Here is a 17,491-nt window from a genome sequence, read left to right on the forward strand (position 1 = left end):
CGTTCCGCACGTCGCCGAGCTCAGCGGCGCGCGCTCACTGCGCGGGCGGGCAGCCGATGGGCGCGGTGCCGATCACGACGTCATCGATCCACATCGAGCGGGCGGAATCCGCCTGATAGGACTCCCAGCCGAGGCCGATGCTGTCGAACGCCGGCGCCTTCCACGTGTAGTTCGCCTCGTTGTTGGCGCAGCCCTGGCCCGTCCCGGACACCTTGAGATCGGCCAGCTCGGCGCCATTGAGCCAGAAGCGCATCTCGTTCTTCGGCCCGTCGAAGCTGAACTCGACGCAGGTCCACGCGCCGGTCGGGACCACCGTCGTCTCCTCCGCGTGGTGCCAGCAGTCCGACTGCGGGCCCGTCTTCGGGTCGCTCCAGTACCCGGGCGTATCGTAGTTCGCCATGAGCTGGCTGCCGGCCGCGGTCGGGTGCTGCCCGCCGTAGCGATACTGTGCCGCGTAGGGCATTCCCTCGAAATCGCTGCCAGGAATGGTCCCTGAACCGTCGATGATGGTCCAGTGCACATCCCCCGTCGGCGCGGCCTCGAGGAAGAACATCATGCGACCATGGATGACGTTCGCCTCGGTGGGCAGGGCGTCGGCGTCCGCGAACTTGATCATGGCCGACTTGTAGTTGTTGTCTCCCGAGCTCGCGGGCGTGGTCACCTTGATGGACTTGGTGCCGCTGTAATGCTTCTCCGTGTCGACCGACACGGTGGAGCCCGCCATGGCCGTGTAGACCGTCCACGCGCCCAGCTTCTCGCCGTTCGCGCCCTGGCCCTCGTACGACTCGAAGTCGTCGCAGAGCAGCGCCGCACAGGCCGGGCCGCCGCCCTCGCCGGCGCCGCCCTCGCCGGCGCCGCCGCCGCTGGTGGCGCCGCCGCCCTCGCCGGCGCCGCCGCCGCTGGTGGCGCCGCCGCCCTCGCCGGCGCCGCCGCCGCTGGTGGCGCCGCCGCCCTCGCCGGTGGTCGAGGACGACGACGACGTCGTGCCACCATCGTCATCCGAGCACGCAACCGCGCCCGCCGCAAAGGTCGCGAGCAGGCCAAGCAAAGTAACGCTAATTCGAAGATTCATGTTCGTTTCCATCCTCCGCGGCGACTATTGCACGAGGTCATCGCGTGGTTCAAGAACGAACGTTTTCGGCAGATAGCACGATCCAGGCGCTGGAACTCGAATGGCCCCGGCGGTGCGGGGCAGCACGATCAGGCGGGGGAGCAGCCTTGAATAGCCAGCCTATCGGGCCGGGAGCGAGCGTGAGCGCTCAACCGCCGTCCGCCCCGCTGCCCTCTGCTCCTGCCAACATCGCCTCCGGCGAGATCGCATAGAGCCTCTCCTCTCCCTGCTTTCCCCGGATCCGCGCCAGCGCGGGCATCGCTTCTCCAGGGCTCCCGGCCGCGGTGAACGTCGCCTCATCCATCAGCAGGCCGCCGGCCCTCGCCTGCGCCTGAATCCGAAACGCGGTGTTCACACGATCGCCGATGATGGTGAACTCCCGCCTGCCGCTCGACCCGATGATCGCCAGGAGGACGGGCCCTGTCGAGAGCCCGAGCCGCGTCGGGAAGGCGGGCCGGCCCTGCGAGCGCTGATGTTCGTTGAAGGCCGCGATGCTCCGCTGGATCCGCTGCGCCGCCGCGAGCGCGTCGCTCGCGCCCCGGAAGAACGCGAGCATGCCGTCGCCGACGTACTTGTCGACCTCGCCCGCGTGGTCGTAGACGATCTGCGCCACCGTGGCCATGTAGAGGCTGAGATCCGCGATCAGCGGCCCGGGCTCCTCGCTCTCCGAGAGCCGCACGAACTCCTCGATGTCGCTGACCAGCACCGTCAGCACCTCGCGCGCCGGCGGGCTCGGCCGGTTCGACGACACGCTCTCCTCGATGCTCTCCCACGCCCGATCGGACAGGTAGCCGCGCAGCGCCGCCTGCATCTGGCGCACCTGCGCGTAGCGCTCCTCGAGCTCCCTCCGCTGCCGCTCGAGCTCCCGGCGCTGCCGGTGCAAGAGCAGCTGCGTCCCCACCCTGGCGAGCACCTCGCGCAGCTCGAACGGCTTCGTGACGTAATCGACGCCGCCCGCGTCGAACGCCATCACCTTGTCGCCGATGCCGGTCATCGCGCTCAGGAAGATGACCGGGATGTCCGCCGTCCCGGGATCCCCCTTGAGCCGGCGGCACACCTCGTAGCCGTCCATGTGGGGCATGCTCACGTCGAGCAGGATGAGGTCCGGAGGCGCCGCCGCCGCCGACATCAGCGCCATCGCGCCGCTGATCGCCGCCCGCACCTCGTAGCCCTGCGCCGTCAGCATCGAGGTCAGGAGCGACAGGTTCGCCGGCATGTCGTCCACGATCAGGATGCTCGCGGGCTCTTCTCCGGGGCGCTCCGGCCGCGCGCCCGGGGCCGCCCCGCGGGGGGCTGGCTTTGCGTCGGTGTCCGTCATGACGGCTCCTCCTCGTCGGCGCTCGATAGCGCCAAGATGCTGTCGAAGCGATACCCCCGCGCGAGCTCGGCCACGGCCCCCGCGAGGTCCGCGTCCTCCGGCCGGAACCGATCGAGCGTCGCCTGGACGGCCTTCGCGTCGAGCCGCGTCGCCGCCCGCCGGAGGTCCTTGCGGAGCGCGGCGGGCAGCCCGGCCGCCGCCCGGGCGAGGTCGACGGCCGGCGCCCCCTGGGCCGCGCCGGGCTCGGCGGGGCGCTCCTCGTAGTCGAAGCGGGCCCCGAGGTGCTTCGTCAGGAGGCCGAGGATGTCCGCGTCGCGGAACGGCTTGCTCACGAAGTCGTCGCACCCCGCCTCCGCCGCGAGCGCCCGGTTCTGCTCGAACGCGCTCGCGGTCATCGCCACGACGACCGTCTCGTGCCCGCGCGCGCTCGCCTTGATGCGGCTCGCCGCCTCGTAGCCGTCGAGCAGCGGCATGCGGAGATCGAGCAGGACGAGGTGCGGCGCCCACGTCTCCCACTGCGCCACCGCGCCGAGCCCGTTCGTCGCGCTGCGCGCCTCGACGCCCACCGAGTCGAGCAGCTTGAGCAGGCAGTGGCGCACGTCCCACCGGTCGTCGACCACGAGCACGCGGTACCTCGGCTGGCCCGGCGAGAGCCCCACGGCCCGGAGCGCCGCCGGAGCGCGCGCCGCGCCGCCGGCGCGGGCGTCGGGCGCGTCGGCCAGCGACAGGCGCACGTCGAAGCGGAGCGTCGTCCCGCGGCCGACCTGGCTCTCCACCCGGATGTCGCCCCCCATCATCCGCACGATGCGCCGGCTGATGTGCAGGCCGAGGCCCGTGCCCTCGCGCGACTGCCGCCCGGTCGTGGTCTGCGCGAACGCCTCGAAGAGCTCCGCGAGCTCCGCCTTGGCCATGCCCCGGCCGGTGTCCGTCACCTCGAACGACACCCGCACCCGCCCCGCCGCCGCGCCGTCGTGCGCGCCTGTCGCGCGCCGCGCCGAGGCGCGCAGCGTGACCGACCCGCGCGGCGTGAACTTCAGCGCGTTGCCGAGCAGGTTGATCAGCACCTGCCGCAGCTTCCCCTCGTCGCCGTGGACGTGCCGCGGCACGTCCTGCTCCCGCTCGACCGTGAGCGTGAGGCCCCGCTTCTGGGCCTCGACAGCGAACATCTCCGACAGCCCCGAGAGCGTGTCGTGGAGGTCGAACTCGGCGTCGACGAGCGTCATGCGGCCGGCCTCGATCTTCGCCATCTCGAGGATGTCGTTGACGAGGCCGAGCAGGTGCTCGCCGCTCTTGCAGATGACCGCGAGGTTCTCGCGGTGCCGGTCGGCGAGCGAGGGGTCGCGCTCCACGAGCTGCGCGAAGCCGAGGATCGAGTTGAGCGGGGTCCTGAGCTCGTGGCTCATGTTGGCGAGGAACGCGCTCTTCGACCGGCTCGCGGTCACGGCCTCCTCCCTCGCCTTGCGCGCCTCCTCCTCGGCCCGCCGCGCCTCGGCGAGCTCCTCGCAGAGCCGCTGCTCCGCGGCGCGGCTCGCCGCGAGCTCCTGCGCCTTCCGCGCGAGCTCGAGCTCGCGGGCGTGGAGCCGCCGGCGGAGCGCCCAGAGGGCGACCAGAAAGAGGGTCCCGACGACCACGAAGGCGGAGATCCGGACGACCTGCATGCGATGTGCCCCACCCGCCTCCTGCGCGGCGGGAAAGACCGGAGCGCCGATCCCGTCGGAAGGCACCGCTCAGGTTACAGGAGTTCGGGGCAGCCCGTGGGGGCCCGATCGGGCGCGCCGCGCGGCTTTGGGCGGCGGAGCGGCGCGCTCGTCAGGCAGACCACGGAATCGACGGAGCCGCGCCGCGGCAGCGCGACGCGGCGGTCGGTTCTCCCCGGCGCGTTCACGCGCTGCTCGCCAGCGCGGGTCCACGCGCTACGGCGCGCCGCCGTCCGGCTTCGCTCGCCGCGGAGGTGTGACAACCTCATCGGTCGGCGGCGGGGCGGCGTCTCCGCGCGGCGGCGGGGCGGCGTCTCCGCGCGGCGGCGGGGCGGCGTCTCCGCGCGGCGGCGCGTCGCTGTCTCCCTGCGCCGGCGGCCGCCTGGGCGCGAGCGCAGGCTGGCGGAGGCCGCGCAGCGAGGCGAGCCGATCGACGAGGACGCCGGCCTCCTCGGGCGACAGCTTGACGCGCGCGTGGAGCGCCTTGCCTTCGGCCGTGATCGCGATGCGCTCGAGCAGGGCGCCGAAGCCGACGAGCCGCGTCGCGAGGTCCGCCGCGCGCGCGTCTCGCGCCGCGCGCAGCTCCGCGCCGAGCGCGGCGCAGGGGGCCTCCGCGTCGCAGAGGACGGCGGCGTGGACGGCGATCTCCGGGCCGAGCGCGACGCTGGCGCCGCCGGAGAGCAGGGACGCCGCGGGCGATCGGCTGGAGCCGCTCAGCGCGAGCTCGCGCCCGATCTCGGCGCGCTGCTCGGGCGTGAGCACCACCGTGACGCGCGCCGCCCCCTCGCCCACGGCGCGGGCGATGTCGTCGTGCGCGCCGCTCGCGCCGACGCTGCCGGCGCGGCCTTCGGCGGCGTCGATCATGGCGCGCAGGTACGCGCCCCCGCCGAGCAGGATCGGCCCCCCGGGGCGCACCGCGATCTCGCCGTGGCCCTCGGCGCTCGAGTCCTGCACCGCGCGGAAGCTGCCGATCCCGGAGACGACCGGCCGCCCGCCGCGGGCCTCGATGACCTTGGAGGCGCACGCGAGCAGCGCCTCGTCCTGCACGGCGCCTGCCGCGACCAGCCCGAACTCGCCGCCCTCGCCCGCCGCCGGGATGGCGATCGCGACCTCGGTCAACGCGGCCACCGGGTCGAAGCCGCACACGTCGCGCACCTTGCCGAGCCCCGGGATCTCGCGCTCCTCGCGCAGGAACGAGGCGAACGCGGGCGAGGCGCGCAGGGCCGGGAGATCGAGCGTCGCGACGAGCATCGCGCCGGCGGGCACGGCGTCGAGCGCGCGCGGCGCCGCGGGGGGGCTCTCCCGCCGGCGGCCGAGGAGCCAGGCGACGCCGCCGCCGAGCAGGACCCCGACGAGCAGGAGGACGAGGCCGTCTCTGGTCCGCGGCTGCACGCGCGACCCGTTAGCACACGGCCGCGGCGGACGCCCCGGCGGGCGCGCCCCGCGCGGCGGCTACGCGCCCTTGCGCGGCGGCGACCAGCGCGTCCCGCGGACGAGATCGAACACGGGCACGGTCACGTTGAAGTTCCAGCGCTTCATGAGCCGGGGATCATGGTGCCTGCGGTGGTGCTCGCGGAGCCGCGCGAGCCCCGGGATCCGGTACACCGGGCTGTCCGCCGGCAGGTGATAGGCGAGGTGCAGCCACTCGTAGCCGACGAAGAACGCCATCGCCGTCGCGAGGCCGAGCAGCGCCGCGTCCGGCGAGAACAGGGCGCCCGCCGCCGCGGCGGGCGGCAGCAGCAGGGCGAGGACCAGGAGCGCCGAGGCGGGCGGCGTCAGCACCAGCCAGAGCTCGCGGGCGCTCCGCAGCGCCATGTCGTCGGCGGTGAAGGCGAGGTGGTGCTCGCGCTCGTGCCGCTCGCACAGCGCGCCGAGCAGCGGCGCCCGCCGGTGCAGCACCGACCTGTGCGCCCACCACTCGAAGGCGAGGCCGAGCAGCAGCGTCGCCGGCACCGCGACGAGCTCGACGGCATCGACGGCGTCGAGGAGGCGCACCGCCGCCGCGAGCACGAGCGCGCCGAGCAGCGTGGGCGCCGCGAGGTGGAGCGCCGGGCGGTACCCGCGCGGGATCCGCGCCGCGATCTCCGCGCGCCGCCGCGATCGCGGCGAGGCCGGCTCGTTCACGACCATCGGAAACTATGAATTCCAAAAAAACAGAACGCAAGCGCGGGCGAGGCCGCCGGCGAGGGGGCGCGCTCAGCTTTCCTGGCGTTCGTCCCTCTGTTCCGCCCGTTCCGCCCGTTCCGCCCGTTCCGCCCGTTCCGCCCGTTCCGCGCCGTCCCCGGGCGCGCCGCCGTCCGTCGCGGGCGCGTCCCGCTCGAACAGCCCGCCGATCGCCTCGCCGATGCGGCCGATCTTCGCGGCGAGCAGCACGACGATGAGCAGGAAGGCCGTCAGGGCGATCTCGTTGTGGGAAGCGCCGAGCACCATGCGTCGACGTCTACCACGCGGCGCCCGCAGCGGGGGCGCCGCCGCGCCCGCGTGCGGCGACGCGCGGCGGCGTGGATCGCGCGCCCGCGCTCGCGTCGCGGAGGTGACGTCGGCCGGGCGCCCCCAGCGCGGCAGGGGTAAAGACCTCGCCGCGCCGGCGGGGCGGTCGTGGCGGGAGCTGCGTTGCGCGGCGGGAACACGAGCGGGAACGCGAGCGGGCCGCGATCGCGTTTGACAGCCCGCCGACGACCGTCGAGAGTCCAGGCGATGCGGGCCCCTGGGCGCTGCTCCGCCGGGCCGCCGCCACGAGATGACCGCCGTGTCCGAGCCCCGCGACGACTACGAAGCAGTGCAGGCGCGCCCGCGCGAAGGCGCCATCCTGCTGGCCGACGCGTCGGCGGACGGCGAGGCGATCGGCGCGGCGCTGCGGGGCCGGGGCTTCGAGGTGATCGCGGCGCCGATCGCCGAGCTCGACGCGCGCCTCGAGAGCGACGCGCCGCGCGTCGTGATCGTCGACATCGACGAGCCCGGCGCGATCGAGGCGCTCGAGCGCCTCTACCTGCGGCCGGGCGGCGTCGCCGCGTCCGTGCTCCTCGTGGGGGATCCGGTCCGCTCGGCGGAGCTCGATCCCCAGCTGTTCGGGCAGGTGTTCGAGCGCCCGGTCGACACCGCCGAGCTCGCCGCGCACGTGAGCGCGGTCGCCGAGCCCGGGCGGTTCCGCGGGGAGCACGCCGTCGAGGCGCGCCTCGAGGCCGGCCTGCCGGGGCCGCTCGACCACGACGTCCCGTCGAACCCCGACTTCTCGAGCGATCTCGACCCGCTCGACGTCGGCTCGGTGCTGCCGCCCCCGGAGGAGGACGGCGACGAGGTCGGTCCGCGCCTCCTGCCGGCGCGGATCAGCCCGGAGCTCGAGGAGATCCTCGTCGCCGCCGAGCAGCGGGTCACGGCGAAGGCGCACCCGTCGAGCATCCCGGCGGCCGAGGAGGAGGTCGACCTGATGCTGTCGCCGGAGCTGCTCTCCGCCCTCGACGAGCCCCTGGATCCGGACGAGGACGAGCCGCGGACCGGCGCGAGCGCGGCCGTCGCCCAGGCGCTCGCCGGGTCGCCCTCGCAGCCGAGGTCGAGCGAAGGCCCGTACGGCGTCGCGCTCGCTCCGCAGCCGGCGGCCACCCGCGCCGAGCACACAGGGCCCGGCGACTCCCTCGTCGAGCTCGCCGAGCCGGGCGACGAGCACGAGGACGACCGCGCCTCCGAGCCCGCGTTCGACGGGGCGCACGCGACGAAGCGCGCCGGCCCCGAGCTCGCGGCGCTCTCGCTCGACAGGGAGGCGCACCCGCACGGCAGGGAGGAGCGCGATCTCGGCGGTCCCGCGCGCCGGAGCGGCGGCCGCGACGCCGCGCCGCCGACCCCGCGCGACGCGGGCCGACCCCACGCCTTCGCGTCGCCGCCGCCGCGCCCCGAGCCCGCGTGGGATCGGTCGCCCTCGCCATCGCCCGCGCCGCGAGAGGAGCTCGCGTGGGACCGCGCCGGCCCTGCGCGCGGCGGCGAGGACGTCGACTGGGCGCGCGCTCCGTCGGGCCGCGTCGAGCCGAGCCTGCGCCAGCGCGTCACCGAGCCGCCGCCCCGGTCGCGCGAGGCCCGCGACGCCCGCGCGCCTGGCTTTCCGCCGCCGCCGTCTCCGGGCGTCGCGTTCGTGTCGCCTCCCTCGGTCGAGGTGAGGACCGCGCTGCTGTCGCCGGTCGGGAGGGCCGAGCCCGAGCCGCCGCCCGTGCCGTCCCCGGCCCGCTCCGCCCCGGCGGGGCGCGCCCCGGCGCCTCCTGGCGGGCCCGTCCCGGCGAGCGCGGGCGCCGGCTCGCTCGGGCGCGGCCTCCTCGCGCCGAGCCCGCCTGCCGCGCCGAGCACGTCCTCGTTCGGCCGCGGGCCCCTGCCAGCTCCGCCGTCCATGGCCATCTCCGGCGCGGCCCTGCGTGGGCCCGCGCCGCCTGCGCTGCCGCTCGTGCCTCCCGCGCCCGCCACGGTCACCGCGGCCGGGCTCGGCCGCGCCATGGCGCTCGAGCCGGTCGACGAGGCGCCGAGCTCCGACGGGGTGTCCTCGGCCACGGTGCTCGGCCCGGGCGACGCGCCGCGCGCGCTGGCCCGCGCGGTGGGCAGCCGCTCCTCCGGCGCCCTCGCGATCACGACCGAGGAGGGCGCGCGGCGCATCGTCCTGCACGAGGGCGATCTCGTCACCGCCGGCTCGAGCATCCCCGAGGAGACGCTGCTCGCCTTCCTGGTCGGGCGCGGCGACCTCGAGCGCGAGGTCGCCGCGCGGCTCGCGGGCAAGCTCCCCGCCTCGGGCCGGCACGCCGGCGCGGCGCTCATCGCGCACGGCCACCTCGGCCAGGACGACCTCTGGCCGGTGCTGCGCGCGCACGCCGAGTGGGTCATCGGCCACGTCGTGCTCGTCGAGGCCGGCACGTGCGACCTCGAGCCCGAGCCGCCGGGCCGCCTCAAGGCGGAGCCGAACGTCTTCGGCGGCGCCACCGGCGCCGAGGTCTTCGTCGAGACGATCCGCCGCGTGATCGCCCCCGAGGTCGCCCTGCGCCGCCTCGGCGGCCCGGGGGCGCGCCTCGACGACGGCGTCCGGCGCAACCTGCTCGGCGAGTGCGCGCTGCGGCGCGAGGAGGAGGAGCTCGTGCGCACCGCGCGCGGCCGCAGCGTCGGCGAGCTCGTGAGCGCGGCGGAGCCCGAGAACGCGAGCGTGCTCTACGCGCTCGTCTGCCTGGAGGTGCTCGACGTCCTCATCCCGCCGTCGATCACCGAGGCGCCGCCCCCGCCGGTGGAGGATCCGCTCGACGAGGAGGCGATCCGGCAGCGCGTCCGGGCGCGGCTCGCGCTGGTGGAGGACGGGGACTATTTCTCGATCCTCGGCATCCCGCGGGACGCGACGAACTACGAGATCCGCCGCGCGTACCTCGCGCTGCGGAAGGCCTTCGAGCCGTCCACCCTGCTCACCGCCGCGACCGTGGACCTGCTCGACGACGTGCGGCTCGTCATCGAGGTGCTCGACGAGGCCTACGAGATCCTGCGCGAGCCGCACCGGCGCGAGCGGTACCGGCGGGCGATCGAGGCGGGGCCGCCGTAGCGGCCGCGGGCGCGGGGAGGGCGGCGCCGCGCGCTCCGCAGGACGCGCGGCGGGCACGGTTGATGAAGGCCGGCGCGGCTGTGCAATGCCCGCTCTCTCCCGGACCCGGAGCGACGGCGCTGCTCGCGCTGCGCACGGGCGAGCCGGCGCGCTCCGGTCGATCGGCCGCGGCGGCGCTGATCGCCGCCCTCGTGCTCGCCCCGGGGTGCGTCCGCGAGGCGGCGAAGGAGGCGACCCACGGCACGCTCGAGGCGCTCGAGCCCAGCGCGCAGGACCGGGCCGGGCCCGCCGGAGGACCGGCCGAGGGCGCGCGCGAGCGCGAGCGGCCGCTCGTGGGGGCCATCGTCCACGACGCGGTCCGGGCCGGCGCGGCGGAGATCGGGCGGCAGGCCGAGGGCCTGGAGCCGGTCATCGCGCAGACGAGCGAGGCGGTCAGCAGCGCCGTAGTCGAGGGCGCCCTCCAGCACGACCGGGCGCTCGTCACCCTCGTCGAGCAGGGCACGGGCGCCGCGGCGAGGGCCGCGGCGCGCGAGGGGACGGCAGAGCTCATGGAGCAGCTCGCCGGGTGCCCCGCCGGCGACCCGGGCTGCTCGAGCGCCGCGATCGAGCGCGCGAGCCGCGCCGCCGCCACGGGCTTCGCGGACGGCCTGGGGAGGGCGATCCAGCCCTGGATCATCGGCCTCGCGTTCGGCGGGGGGTTCCTGTTCGCCGCGCTGCTCGCCGTCGCCCTCGCGGTCGTCACGCGGCGGCACGAGCGCTCCGTCGCGCGCTGAGAGAGGTCCGCCCCTTGCACGCGCCCGCACCGCAGGAGGCACCATGTCCCTTGCGAGCGAGTTCATCGAAGCCCTGCGTCGGATCGAGGAGAGCGGCGACGTCGAGCCCATGGCGCGGCTGTTCGCGCCCGACGCCGAGCTCAGCAACTCGACGATCTCGAGGCCGCTCCACGGCCCCGACGGCGCCCGCAACTTCTGGCGCAGCTACCGGCAGACCTTCGTCGAGGTGCGGTCGGAGTTCCGGTGCATCGTCGAGTCGGGCGAGGCCGCGATCCTCGAGTGGACGAGCCGTGGAAAGCTGGTCAATGGAGGGGAGTTCTCGTACGACGGCGTGAGCGTCATCGAGCACCCGGCCGGCACCATCAGGAGGTTCAAGGCGTACTTCGATCCGAGGGCCCTCGGGCTTCAGCTGGAGCACGCGGCGTAGCGCCGCTCGCCGGCCCGCGCGATCGCGTCCACGACGACCTCGCCCTGCTCGACGCCCACGAGCGCCGCCGACCCTTCCTCGAGCTGGCCGCGCAGGATGAGCTCCGCGAGCGGCGCCTCGACGAGGCGCGCGATCGTGCGCTTCATCGGCCGAGCGCCGAGCTCCGGGTCGAACCCCCCGGCGTCGAGCAGCGCGTCGATCGCCTCGGGCTCGACCTCGAGCTCCACGCCGCGCGCCTCGAGCTCGCTCTCCAGGCCGCCGAGCAGCCGCCGCGTGATCTCGGCGACGTCCGCCCGGGTGAGCGGCGCGAAGCAGAGGACCTCGTCGATGCGGTTGTAGAGCTCGGGCGGGAGCGCGGCGCGGGTCGCGGCGAGCATCGCCTCCCCGAGGCGCTCGGGCGACACCGTCGCGGAGGTGCGGGCGAAGCCCACGGAGCGCTCGGACCGGAGCGCGCCGGCCTCCGCCGCGCCGAGGTTCGACGTCATCACGAGGACCGTGTTCGTGAAGTCCACCCGCCGGCCTCGGCCGTCGGTCAGGCGGCCCTCGTCGAAGACCTGGAGGAACGCCTCGAGCACGTCGCGGTGCGCCTTCTCGATCTCGTCGAGCAGCACCACCTGGTACGGCCTCCGCCGCACCGCCTCGGTGAGCTGGCCGCCCGCCTCGTGGCCGACGTAGCCGGGCGGCGCGCCGACGAGGCGCGCGACCGCGTGCGACTCCGCGTACTCGGAGAAGTCCAGCCGCGTCATCGCGTCGGGCGAGTGGAACAGCGCCTCGGCGATGGCCTTCGCCGTCTCCGTCTTGCCCACGCCGGTCGGCCCCAGCAGCAGGAACGACCCGATCGGGCGGCGCGCGCGCAGGCCGGCCGCGTTCCGGCGGAGCACCCGCGCGATGCGCGCCAGCGCCTCGCCGTGGCCGACGACCTTCTCGGCGAGCAGCGTCTCCAGCGAGAGCATCCGCTCGCGATCGGTCTCGAGCAGCCGCTCGACCGGCAGGTCGGCGAGCTCGGAGACCACCTCGGCGACCTCGGCGGGGCCCACCTGCCGCGCGGGCTGCGCGGGCTCACGGGGCGCCGCGCGCGACGCGCGTGACGCCGACGACGCCGACGACGCCGACGACGCGCGCCGCCGCGTGCGCGCGCCCGCGAGGTCGAGGATCGAGAGCGCCTTGTCGGGCAGCGCGCGCCCGGGGAGGTAGCGCACGGACCAGGCGACGGCCGAGGCCAGCGCCTCGTCGGTGAACGCGAGCCCGTGGTGCGCGCCGAGCCCGACCGCGACGCTCTGGAGCAGCAGGAACGCCTCGTCCTCCTCGGGCTCGTCGATCTCGACGATCGTGAAGCGCCGCGCGAGCGCCGGGTCGGCCTCGATGCTCTTCCTGTACTCCTCGGGCGTGGCGGTGCCGATCAGCGTGAGCTCGCCGCGGGCGAGCGCGAGCTTGATCTCGGCCATCGCCTCGTCGAGCGCGCCGCTGCCGAAGAGCTCCGACAGGCCGTCGATGAACAGGATCACCCGCCCGCCCGCCTCGCGGACCTCGGACCGGAGCGCGGACAGGCGCTCGCTCAGCGCGCCGCGCGCGCCGGTGCCGGCGAGGAGCTCCGAGGGCACGAGCTCGACCACGACGCGCGGCTCCCGCTCGTCGAACGCGAGCCGGTGCGCCACGCCGCGCGCGACGGAGGTCTTGCCGACGCCCGCCGGGCCGAGGAGGCAGGGGTTGTTCGCGTGGCGCTTGGCCAGGACGTCGAGCGCCTGCTCGATCTCGTGCTCGCGGCCGACGATCGGCTCGAGCTCCCCCTGCACCGCCGCGAGCGAGAGGTTGTGCCCGAGCGAGGCGAGGGCCGGGAAGCGCGTGCGGTCGAGGGTGAAGCGCGCCGCGAGGGCGGCGCTCGCGGCGGCGCTCGTGGCGGTCGGCGGCGCGAGCGGCGGGAGCGGCCGCCCCGGCGCGGGCGAGGCGGGGTAGGCGGCGGAAGCGGGGGCAGGGGAGGCCGAGGACGCCGGGGAGGGGGTGGGCGTGACGGCGATCGGCTCGGCGGAGGCCAGCGCGTCGGCCGGGGCCGCGGCGGGGCGGAGGCGCCCCGGCGGGAACAGCGGCGTCGGCGGGAAGAGCGGCACCGTGACGCCCGGGCCGGCGTTCTTGGCGGGCCGTGACTCCGGCGCGCCGGCGCCCCTGGCGGGCCGCAGCTCCGGGACGGCGACGCCGGCGCCCCTGGCGGGCCGCAGCTCCGGGACGGCGACGCCGGCGCCCCTGGCGGGCCGCAGCTCCTGGGACGTGCGCGGCGCGCGCGGGCGCCCCGGATCGGCGGCCTCGCCGCGGGCGCGGCGCGCGGTGGGCGTCGCGCCCGGCGCGGGCGGCGTCTCCGGCGCGCCGCCGTCCTGGAGCAGCCGCGCGGGCGTCCGCCGCGCCTGCACCACGCCGAGCGCGATCTGGAGCGCCGCGGTCCGCAGCCGCCCGAGGTCGACCCCCGACTGGGTGAGCGCGCGGTGCGCGGCCGAGCTGCGGTCGGACAGGAGCGCGAGCAGCAGGTGGAGCGCCGCGGGCTCCTTCGCGGTCGCTCGCTTCGCGACGTCGCGCGCGCCCCCCATCGCCCGGCCGATCGGGTCGGGCCCCTCGTCGTCGACCGAGCGGGTCGCCTTGAGCAGGGCCTCGTCGTCGAGCCGCCGATCGCGGAGCAGATCCGCGGCGGGGCCTCCGCTGAGGGCGATGGCCGCGAGGAGGTGCACGCTCGACAGGCGCTCCTTGCGCTGGGCGGCGAGGTCCTGCGCGAGCTTGCGCAGCGTGACGAGCTCGGCGTGGGAGCGAGGGCTGGTCATCCTTGCAGAGGTCTCCGGGCTCGGGGTTCGCACGCGGGGCGAAGGCGGGCCAAGTTTCGGAGGCCGGCGGCCGCGTGCCGCGTTACTGAGGGATCACGTCCTCGGTCTCGCAGACGGGCGTGGCGGCGGCGAACCCCTCGGCGCAACCGAGGCGCACCGCGCGCAGCTGCGAGGCGGACGAGCGCGACGGCCGCTCCGCCCACGCGATCAAGAGCCCGCGACCGCGCTGCGCGAGCATCGACAGGCTGCCTTCCACCTTCCCTCCCGGGAAAAGGGTGGTCATCCAGGTCAACGTGCCGTCCGCGTCGAGGCGGCGGAGCACGATCCGGTCCTTGCCGCGCGTGTTCGTCTCGACGACCGCGACCACCAGGTCTCCGTCCACCTGCTCGGCGGCCAGCGATTCCGCGACGGGCGTGGAGCACGAGGGGACGGTGATGGGCGGCAGCGCGACCTCCCCTGAAGGGGTCATGCGCGCGACGCGCAGCGCGCTCGGCGCGTCCTCGAGCGGCGCGAGGGTCCAGGCGAGCCACGCGCCGTCCGGGCGGGAGGCCATGCGGAGGCGCGCGACCGGCGCGGCCTCGTGGATCGCCTCATTCGAGGCCATCGCCTGGCCGTTGTAGCCGATGCTGATGCTGTCTGCGGAGTACCGCCCCAGGTAAATGGTCGTCGCCGGTCCGACGCCCGGGTACTTCACGTCGCACGGATGCCACCCGAGCTTCCAATCAGTGGGCGCGCCCAGCGCGGCGCCGATGAGCCAGTAGTGCAGCACCCATCCCGTATCCTCTTCATCCACGAGCGTCCACCGTGCCGCATCGACGGCGATGGGCGTTGTTGCGCACCCGAGGTACATCCCGAACATCGCGTGGCCCACCCCTTCCGACACGGTGCCGGCCACCATCGAGTACCGCGGGCCGGGCTCGTGGACCTCGGTGATCGCGAGCTGTTCCGCCCCTGAGGAACGAAACGACACCATGCGTTCGCCGTAGTGCGTGCCGATGTGCTGCGACCAGGAAGAGAAGGGCTCGCTGCCCTCGCTCCAGGCGCGCGCGGTCCTGAAAAAGCCGCCTGGCGGCAGGGGATCCGGGAAGGGGGTCGTGTAGCGCTCTCGGTAAACGACCACGGACTCGAAGTTGTCATCGTCGTCGAGCGGATAGAGCTGTGCCACCGCGAAGGCCTCGCCCGGGATGGTCTGGTGTTTTGCGTCCAGCGCCAGCGCCGGCTCGCTGAAGGCGGGCGGCTGCGCTGACCAGGGATCCAGGGTGACGCGCTGGACGACCCGGCCCCCCGCCGGTATCGCGGACGAGGCATAGAGATAGACCGGCGCGTCCTTGGCCCCGAGGACCCACTGAGGATCGAGCAGGTCGGTGCCCGGCAGCGCGAGGCTCATGGAGGGCCCCGCGGGCGCGAGGGCGCTGCAGGCGGCTGCCTCGTCGGCGCCGGAGGCCACGGGCGGCTCCTCCACCGAGAGCGCGCGGGGCAGCTCGTCTGGAACCGCCGCGCACGCCGCGAGCGCGGGGAGAGCGAAGAGCGCCTGCCATGTCCTACATTGCATCCGGTACCTCCGAGGTGCTGGTCGAGGCTGTGTGGCCGCACCTCGTCGTCGCCATCACCCGTTCTTCGGAAGCGGGAGGGGCGCTCTGGCCCCCCGGCCGGGCGGCGTCCGGGGCGCAGGGCCGCTTCACCCCGTACACCGGTCGCTCCGCCGCGCGCGGTCGCGCTGTGAATGAGCAGAGCGAGCAGAGGGCCCAGCACGAGCTCGCGAGCGCGGCATGTCGTGGCCGACCGGCAGGAGGTGAGCTTCAGAGCGGAGCCTGCCGGGAGTTGCCGTGTGAGTGGACACGGTGCTTGGAAGCTGTCGAGAGGCTCCGGGGAGAGGTCGAGGTCTGGCCGGAGGTTGGCGGGAGCCGCCGGGGAGAGTTGAAACTCTGCCCCGAGGCTGTCGAGAGGCTCCGGGGAGAGGTCGAGGTCTGGCCGGAGGTTGGCGGGAGCCGCCGGGGAGAGTTGAAACTCTGCCCCGAGGCTGTCGAGAGGCATCGGGGGGAGGCCGAGCTCTGGCACCCAGTGCCTACCGGGGCCGTCGGGGCGCTGAAACTCGGCCCGGCGGCTGCCGAGAGCGTCGCCGGCGTCTCCTTCTCATGTCGGCGGATCTCCGGACGTCCAGGGCCGCCTGCCGGACGGAGAGACGAGGAAAACGACGGGCTCGGGTCGATTTTCGTGACCCGATCGGGGTCGAGCTCCCGATTGATCTCCTCGACGGGACGGAAGGACGCCGGGCGACGGAGCCCCTTCGCGCGGCGCGCTCGGTCCCGGCGGCCCTGGTCCATCGTTCGCTCGCGCTGCTTGCGTGGCGAGGCGAAGGCCCGGGTCGAACACATCCGACAGACTCCCTTTTCGAGGAGATTTCAGGAGGAGAGATATGCCTGCCGTGATCAAGTCGAAGAAGCGCTCCGCGGCCGCCATGCCAGCTGGAGAGCCGACGTATCCCTCGCCCATCTACTCTCCTGCGATCGGCAAGAAGGCGCTCGAGGCGCTCGCCCCGGCGCTCGACCGCCTCGCCGAGGCCGACCTCGTGACCGTGAGGCTGGACGTCGAGGCGGCCACGTATGCGGCCCTCGGCGTCGCCGGATTCGTGTCCTCGCCCGACGTTCGCGCGCGCTTCGCGCTGTTGCCCCGGGAGGAGTTCGACATGACGTTCCTCGACGAGCTGGAGCTCGTGTGCTTCGCCGCGCTCCATGCGCTGGCCGAGGCCCGCGCCGCCGGCGCGCTCACGACGACGGACGCGCGGCTCCCCGTCGAGATCGTCCGCGAGGCGACGGAGATCGAGGGGCGCATGCAGGCGCTATGCGAGTACCACCTCTCGGACGACCCGGCGATCAGGCCGGAGCTCGATCGCCTGCGGCCCGGCACCGGGCACCGCGACCTCGCGAACGACCTGCTCGGATACGCCCGGATCTACGAGCTTCGCGCCGGCGTAGTGAAGGACGACCGGAAGCTCTACCGGGCCGGCGACGCGGCGCGCGCGCGGGAGCTGGCCGGGGTGATGGTCCAGCGGCGCTCGACGGCGATGACGCCCAAGGCGCGGGAGGCCTACGGCCGGTACGTGCGGGTCTGGACGCTGCTCTGCCGGCGCTACGACGAGGTGCGGGCGGCGGCGCTGTGGCTGTGGCGGAGGAGCGCGCGCGTGCAGGAGCGGTTCCCCTCGCTGTTCGCCGCGGGCCGGCCGAACTCGGGCCGACCGAGGAAACCGAGGAAGGAGAGTGAGTCGGGCAGGCGTCGGGAGAGCGACGGCGGCGGGAGCGGGCGCGTGGCAGGCGGGGAAGAGGCGGTGGAGACGCCCTCCCCGGAGGGCGTGGAGGGAAGCCCTTCGTGAGCCGGCGGCCACCAGCCGCCTCGAGTCCACGCGAGGAAAGAGCGGCGACGGGGCTGGTGCATGCTGGCACGGCGCTGGGTCGTGGGGCCATGCCGGCTCCAGGCGTCGCCTCTGCTGCTTCTGCTGGAACTTCGGTGGCAGCCTCAATTTGAATCTGCATTGTCATCCGATTGTGTCGGCCATCTTCGTCGACGAGACACGCTGGCCAGCGTTCGGCGCTGAGCCGCACCCGCCCGCCCCACAGCTCCCGCCCCTCTGCCACCACCGCCGAGGCGTCCATCCTCCACGCGGCCGAACCCATGGAGCCATACGGCGCAGCCGCCGGCGAGCGCGAGGTCCAGCGGGACGACGCCCGAGTGGAACCGCTCGTTCGGCCCGAGCGCAAGCGGAAAACGGAACCCAGGTAATACCTTTCACTACCGCGACGGCTACTGTTG

General features: G+C 74.9%; 12 protein-coding genes. 4 read left to right on the forward strand and 8 right to left on the reverse strand.

Going from position 1 to position 17,491, the window contains the following annotated elements; translation table 11 throughout:
* Window positions 1–34 precede the first annotated feature (34 nt).
* The 6 genes from WMF27_RS42730 to WMF27_RS42755 all read right to left on the reverse strand — a co-directional run bounded on the left by WMF27_RS42730 (window position 35) and on the right by WMF27_RS42755 (window position 6,556).
* Window positions 35–1,072 carry a hypothetical protein gene (locus WMF27_RS42730; RefSeq protein WP_437943541.1) on the reverse strand — a complete coding sequence of 346 codons (1,038 nt, stop codon included), beginning with the start codon at window positions 1,070–1,072 and terminating at the stop codon, window positions 35–37.
* 187 nt (window positions 1,073–1,259) lie between these two features.
* Window positions 1,260–2,429: a response regulator gene (locus WMF27_RS42735; RefSeq protein ID WP_437763133.1), complete on the reverse strand. Its 1,170-nt coding sequence runs from the start codon at window positions 2,427–2,429 to the stop codon at window positions 1,260–1,262.
* Entirely contained in the window at window positions 2,426–4,087 is a 1,662-nt protein-coding gene (locus tag WMF27_RS42740) for an ATP-binding protein (protein WP_437943542.1), read from the reverse strand. The genes WMF27_RS42735 and WMF27_RS42740 overlap by 4 nt, the downstream gene beginning before the upstream one ends.
* A gap of 255 nt (window positions 4,088–4,342) precedes the next feature.
* A complete protein-coding gene (locus WMF27_RS42745) occupies window positions 4,343–5,518 on the reverse strand; it encodes a hypothetical protein (RefSeq protein ID WP_437943543.1) in 1,176 nt (391 codons plus the stop codon).
* A 60-nt stretch (window positions 5,519–5,578) separates the two neighbouring features.
* Window positions 5,579–6,256 (reverse strand): sterol desaturase family protein, encoded by a 678-nt coding sequence (locus WMF27_RS42750; protein WP_437763130.1) that lies wholly within the window; start codon window positions 6,254–6,256, stop codon window positions 5,579–5,581.
* Window positions 6,257–6,322: 66 nt separating this feature from the next.
* Window positions 6,323–6,556 carry a hypothetical protein gene (locus WMF27_RS42755; protein ID WP_437763129.1) on the reverse strand — a complete coding sequence of 78 codons (234 nt, stop codon included), beginning with the start codon at window positions 6,554–6,556 and terminating at the stop codon, window positions 6,323–6,325.
* 319 nt (window positions 6,557–6,875) lie between these two features.
* On the opposite strand from WMF27_RS42755, the gene WMF27_RS42760 reads away from it, so the two are divergent.
* The 3 genes from WMF27_RS42760 to WMF27_RS42770 all read left to right on the forward strand — a co-directional run bounded on the left by WMF27_RS42760 (window position 6,876) and on the right by WMF27_RS42770 (window position 10,880).
* The gene (locus tag WMF27_RS42760; protein WP_437943544.1) at window positions 6,876–9,680 is read left to right on the forward strand and encodes a DUF4388 domain-containing protein; all 2,805 of its coding nucleotides are present in this window, start codon (window positions 6,876–6,878) and stop codon (window positions 9,678–9,680) included.
* A 62-nt stretch (window positions 9,681–9,742) separates the two neighbouring features.
* Window positions 9,743–10,453 (forward strand): hypothetical protein, encoded by a 711-nt coding sequence (locus tag WMF27_RS42765; protein ID WP_437943545.1) that lies wholly within the window; start codon window positions 9,743–9,745, stop codon window positions 10,451–10,453.
* Window positions 10,454–10,496: 43 nt separating this feature from the next.
* A complete protein-coding gene (locus WMF27_RS42770; RefSeq protein ID WP_437763126.1) occupies window positions 10,497–10,880 on the forward strand; it encodes a nuclear transport factor 2 family protein in 384 nt (127 codons plus the stop codon).
* Here WMF27_RS42770 and WMF27_RS42775 read toward each other — a convergent pair.
* On the reverse strand, window positions 10,859–13,684 hold the full coding sequence (locus tag WMF27_RS42775) for an AAA family ATPase (RefSeq protein WP_437943546.1): 2,826 nt from the start codon (window positions 13,682–13,684) through the stop codon (window positions 10,859–10,861). The genes WMF27_RS42770 and WMF27_RS42775 overlap by 22 nt on opposite strands.
* A gap of 82 nt (window positions 13,685–13,766) precedes the next feature.
* Entirely contained in the window at window positions 13,767–15,236 is a 1,470-nt protein-coding gene (locus WMF27_RS42780; RefSeq protein WP_437943547.1) for a hypothetical protein, read from the reverse strand.
* Between the two features lie 864 nt (window positions 15,237–16,100).
* Here WMF27_RS42780 and WMF27_RS42785 point away from each other — a divergent pair.
* A complete protein-coding gene (locus tag WMF27_RS42785; protein ID WP_437943548.1) occupies window positions 16,101–17,054 on the forward strand; it encodes a hypothetical protein in 954 nt (317 codons plus the stop codon).
* Window positions 17,055–17,491 lie beyond the last annotated feature (437 nt).

This window comes from Sorangium sp. So ce281, assembly GCF_051527395.1.
Lineage (GTDB): Bacteria > Myxococcota_A > Polyangia > Polyangiales > Polyangiaceae > Sorangium > Sorangium cellulosum_B.